This window comes from Anabaena sp. UHCC 0253 (assembly GCF_009712085.1).
Classification (GTDB): Bacteria; Cyanobacteriota; Cyanobacteriia; order Cyanobacteriales; family Nostocaceae; genus Dolichospermum.
Window position 1 is genome coordinate 754,301 of sequence record NZ_VILD01000002.1, and the last position, 4,720, is coordinate 759,020.

Annotated in this window: 4 protein-coding genes and 2 pseudogenes; 1 reads left to right on the top strand and 5 read right to left on the bottom strand. The window is 37.4% G+C overall.

The window, feature by feature from the left end; translation table 11 throughout:
- The 4 genes and pseudogenes from FJR38_RS07645 to lipB all read right to left on the bottom strand — a co-directional run.
- Positions 1-185: pseudogene (locus FJR38_RS07645) on the bottom strand (DUF4277 domain-containing protein); the annotation flags it as partial.
- Between the two features lie 80 nt (positions 186-265).
- Entirely contained in the window at positions 266-1,822 is a 1,557-nt protein-coding gene (locus FJR38_RS07650) for an ABC transporter permease subunit (protein ID WP_168536255.1), read from the bottom strand.
- Positions 1,823-1,965: 143 nt separating this feature from the next.
- Positions 1,966-2,166: a hypothetical protein gene (locus FJR38_RS07655; protein WP_168493126.1), complete on the bottom strand. Its 201-nt coding sequence runs from the start codon at positions 2,164-2,166 to the stop codon at positions 1,966-1,968.
- Between the two features lie 145 nt (positions 2,167-2,311).
- The gene (lipB, locus tag FJR38_RS07660) at positions 2,312-2,995 is read right to left on the bottom strand and encodes a lipoyl(octanoyl) transferase LipB (protein WP_168493128.1); all 684 of its coding nucleotides are present in this window, start codon (positions 2,993-2,995) and stop codon (positions 2,312-2,314) included.
- Between the two features lie 665 nt (positions 2,996-3,660).
- Between lipB and hpf the strand changes: the two are divergent.
- Positions 3,661-4,297: pseudogene (hpf, locus tag FJR38_RS07665) on the top strand (ribosome hibernation-promoting factor, HPF/YfiA family).
- 102 nt (positions 4,298-4,399) lie between these two features.
- On the opposite strand, the gene FJR38_RS07670 reads toward hpf, so the two are convergent.
- Positions 4,400-4,720: peroxiredoxin (locus FJR38_RS07670; protein ID WP_168536257.1), on the bottom strand; the 321-nt coding region annotated here is incomplete at its 5' end.

A 4,720-nucleotide genomic window follows, 5' to 3' on the forward strand; every position in this document is an offset into this window, starting at 1 on the left:
TAAAAAAGCCTAATCCATTTAAAAATCATTGCTTTTATTACTTGTCCTGGTGTTAGGGTTTCTTTTATTTTTATTCCCACTATTTTATTCACTTCTTCTACCAATTCCATCTCGTCTATTATTCCTGCTACTATTCCCAAATGGTCTATATTTAGGATTTTCATGCCAACTTGAGACTCTTTCATGGTTTTTCCCATCTCTATTTGATTTGATTATTTTAACAAATAAAAGCCTGAAATCTTTGCTAGGCAATCTTTTCAGGCTTTTATTTATGAAAATTTTTAATTCCTAAATTTGCTTTAGTATCTGCGGAATGTGGGTTGTATATTTTCCCTTTTGTATCTTCTTTACCGATTGGATTCATCCATATTTCTAAGCGGCTAAAAAGTTGAGAAGAAATCAGAGTTAAACATAAATAAATTATAGCTACAGCCGCGTAAACTTCAAAAGCGCGATAATTTTCCGCAACAATTAATTGTCCTTTTCTAAATAATTCCTCAAACCCGATTACCGCAACCAAGCTAGTATCTTTTAATAAACTAATAAACTCATTTCCTAAAGGTGGAATCATGCGCCGAAATGCTTGAGGAAAAATTACATAAGTCATTGTTTGCAGAGGATTTAAACCTAGTGATTTTGCTGCTTCTGATTGTCCAATTTCAATAGATTGAATGCCCCCACGGACAATTTCGGCAATATAGGCTGCACTATTTAAACTTAAAGCAATTACCCCAGCGAGAAGACGGTTTAAAGTAAAAGTAAAACCTAACTCTTGAGAAATTGCCGGTAAGCCAAAATAAATCATAAATATCTGCACTAATAACGGTGTTCCTCGCCAAAAATCTATATAAGCCCTGGATAAAAAACGCAAAGGTTTAATATGAGAAAGGCGAATTATGCCAATTAGAGAACCAATTGTTAAACCGAATAAACCTGAGATAAATGCTAATTGCAATGTTCCTAATGCACCCTTTAATAGAGTGGGTAAGGATTGCCAAAATATACTCAGAGAATTTAATCTAGCGGTATTTTTATTTATAAATGGTAATGTTTCTGGTAATATGGGCGGTGCAGATTTAAACCATTTTTCGTAAATTTGCTGATATTTGCCATTTTCTAATATCTTCGTTAAACCTTGATTAATCAAAGATAAATAAGGAGAATTTTTAGCAGTAGCAATTCCGTAAAATTCCTCAGTTAGTAGTTGTTCTATAACTTTGATTCCTTGCAAATTACCTGTATTGATAGCGTATAATGTGACAGGCGCATCATTAATAACTGCATCAACATTACCATTTTGTAATTCTTGCAGGGCTAATGGTGCAGAGTCAAAACTGCGAATTTGCGCCCCAGTTAAACTTTTAGCTTTTTCTGCGCCGGTTGTGCCAATTTGGACGGCAATTTTTTTATTTTGGAGACTGTCAAATCCGGTAATATTTTGATGATCTGCACGAATAGCGATCGCCAAACCTGCTTTAAAATAAGGACGAGAAAAAGTTACCGTCTTGGATCTTTCTTCAGTTATCGTCATGGAACTAATCGCCGCGTCTATGGTTTTGGCTTGTAGTGCGGGAATAATGCCATCAAAAGGCAAACTCTGAAATTCTACCTGGAAATTTGACCCATCGGCGATCGCCCTCATCAAATCAATAGAAAACCCTACTAATTCCCCACCTTTACCTTGAAACTCAAAAGGTGGAAACGCCGGTTCAGTCGCTACTCGGAGAATTTGATTTCCGCGAGAATTTTCACTACAACCAGCCAATAAGCAACAAATTAAACCAATGATCACCCACAAACGACCAAATCTAAATTTCACCATCTCCCCCTCTTTGTGTATTTTGTGTTCAGAGTAGTTTATTGCCAACACTACAACAAAGTCATGGAGAATGGGAAAAGCGATATAACGGCGATACAGAAGGGAACTGTGTCACCTGGTTGTTTTTTGTGGTTGTAAGAACAGCGTTAAAGAAACTCACGCAAGAACTCGAAAGGGTTATCTTCCCAACAAGGTTCGGGAACTAACCACACCAATTTACTTTTAATTTCGGCTTCAATTTCATCACTATCATCTCTGTCAAATAGTGAAGTTAAAGCTTCCCAATCGCGTTCTCTCAAGGAGTTCAACGAGGAAAAACTTACCTGTAGATTATTTGAGTAATTCACAAGCACGGTTTTGGTTACTTTTACAAAAAGTGAGCATGATCAACGACAAACAAACTAATTTTAGTCTGTTTGGTTAAACACCAAAGTGATATTGATCATGATCATTATAATAATATTTACGCCATATTATGTAACTTTACTAAGACTACATAATTTTTTCATACTTACAATCCACTATATCTACACCAAATACCTCGGCAAAGCAATGGTTTACGGAGTAACGTACTTGGTTACAAGTAATGCCAGGAATCCATGCGGCTAAACTGCTAACAGGTTTATCAACAATGCCACAGGGAACAATTTGTTTAAATCCTGTCATGTCAGGACAAACATTTAAGGAAAATCCGTGCATTGTAATCCATTTACTAACTTTTATGCCTATAGCAGCAACTTTGTATCCTTCTAGCCAAACACCAGTAAAACCAGGCAGACGTTCTCCCTGCAAATCATAATTTGCTAAAACGCGAATTAATACTTCCTCAAGTTGGCGTAAGTACCAATGCAAGTCTTGACGATAACGACGCAAGTTTAAAATTGGATAACCGACTAATTGACCAGGACAATGATATGTAACTTCGCCGCCTCTTTCAATGCGATGCACATCATAGTTACTTTTGTCAATATTAAATTTAATAAATTCTGAGTTTGCTCCTGTGCCTAAAGTATAGACGGGGGGGTGTTCTAGTAAAATTAGGACATCATCTAATTCTGGGTTGTTAATGCGTTCTGTTACTAGCGATCGCTGCCACTGATGAGCCGTTAAGTACGGCATCAACTCAACATCATATAGTAAACAACGGTACGGATGAAATAAAGTGTTAGACATCATTCCTTATAAATATTTTCCGCGTCTTTGCGTCTTTAAATAGTTGTAATCTCACAAAATTTTACAAAATGTCACAAAAAAATAGCTAACAAATGTCAAGCTATGCAAAGGATTTTAAAGGAACGTCAAGGGAATATACTTTGGACTCTACAAAGTGCTAGTTTGAATATATAACTCAATGGTGTTGGGAGGAGTTCTCTGTAATAAACATTAAGCCAAGACAATAGAAACCAATACACTGACTGATCACATCTCAAAAATTTGTTTGTATCAATCAGGATCAAACTTCCCAAAAAGGTCGCGTCTTCTATACAATAGGGAACAAGACTAGGGAACAACAACAAGAGCAAACACTCCTATTTTTGTAAAGTTCCATAGAAATAGGCAGTTAAAAGAACCATATCTCAAAATTGCCTAATTCCATAGTTTTGCTTTAATAGCCAATTGTTTGGCAACCAGTTGGGAATCATCGTAGAGAATAAAAACTAAAATCGAGACGATGAATAGCACAAACTTTAAGATGCTTAAGATGCAAGAAGCGTTGAGAATACTAAAGAGCAGTGTGTTAAGAATAGGTTACGATTTGTGTTGGCGGCAATTATAGACCTTACCGCAATCTCTATTCCTACCCAAAAACATCATTTATAATATTGAGCGGGAGAGTTTACATGAAGCTTGTCATCCACGGTAAAAATATTGAAATCACTGATGCAATCAGGGAATACGTGCATCAGAAGATTGAAAAAGCAGTTAGTCACTTTCAGAACATCACCAATGAAGTGGATGTCCATTTGAGCGTAGCTCGCAATCCCCGAATAAATACTAAACAAGCGGCGGAAGTAACTATTTATGCTAATGGTAGCATCATCCGTGCCGAGGAAAGCAGCGAAAGCTTATATGCAAGTATTGACTTAGTTGCAGATAAGATTGCTCGGCAATTACGGAAATATAAAGAAAGAAGGCAGGATCACAAAACCCAACCGATAGCAACTAATGAAGTAGTAGCGCCAGAACCTGTAGCAGCAGATTTAATAGGCGATCGCACCCCTGAATTACCCCAAGAGGTTGTTCGCACCAAATACTTCTCCATGCCCCCCCATGACATTGGCAGAAGCCCAAGAACAACTACAACTTGTGGGACACGACTTTTATATGTTCCATAACGCAGAAACCGGAGATATTAACGTCATTTATGAACGTAATCACGGTGGTTATGGAGTAATTCAACCCCGCAATAACGGCAACGGCAAAAACGGCAAATCAGCTAACTCCAACGTTGCTGTTCCCGAAAAGTCTAAAGCCTAATTTCAGGTGACAATTGAGAATTGACAATTGACAATTGACAATTCTCAATTACTTATTTGGTCTTAAGAATCCCCGTCTCTTTAGATCGGGGAGTGTCAACCATTACTTTTTTGCTAGTTGTTGCAGTGTTTTCAGTGCTTCTTCAACGTGACCTTTAAAGTTCAACATAGAATCAAATACGTATTGAACTACGCCGTTTTGGTCAATCACATAAGTCACCCGGCCGGGGATAAAACCAAAAGCGGTAGTTGCACCATATTGTTTTCGCACTTGGTCGCCTTTATCACTTAAAAGTGTGAAAGGTAAATTGTACTTAGCTGCGAACTTTTGGTGAGAGTCACTAGAGTCACCACTGACACCAATCACTTCAGCCCCAGCGGCTTTAAACACTTCATATTGATCTCGAAAAGCGCAAGATTCCAC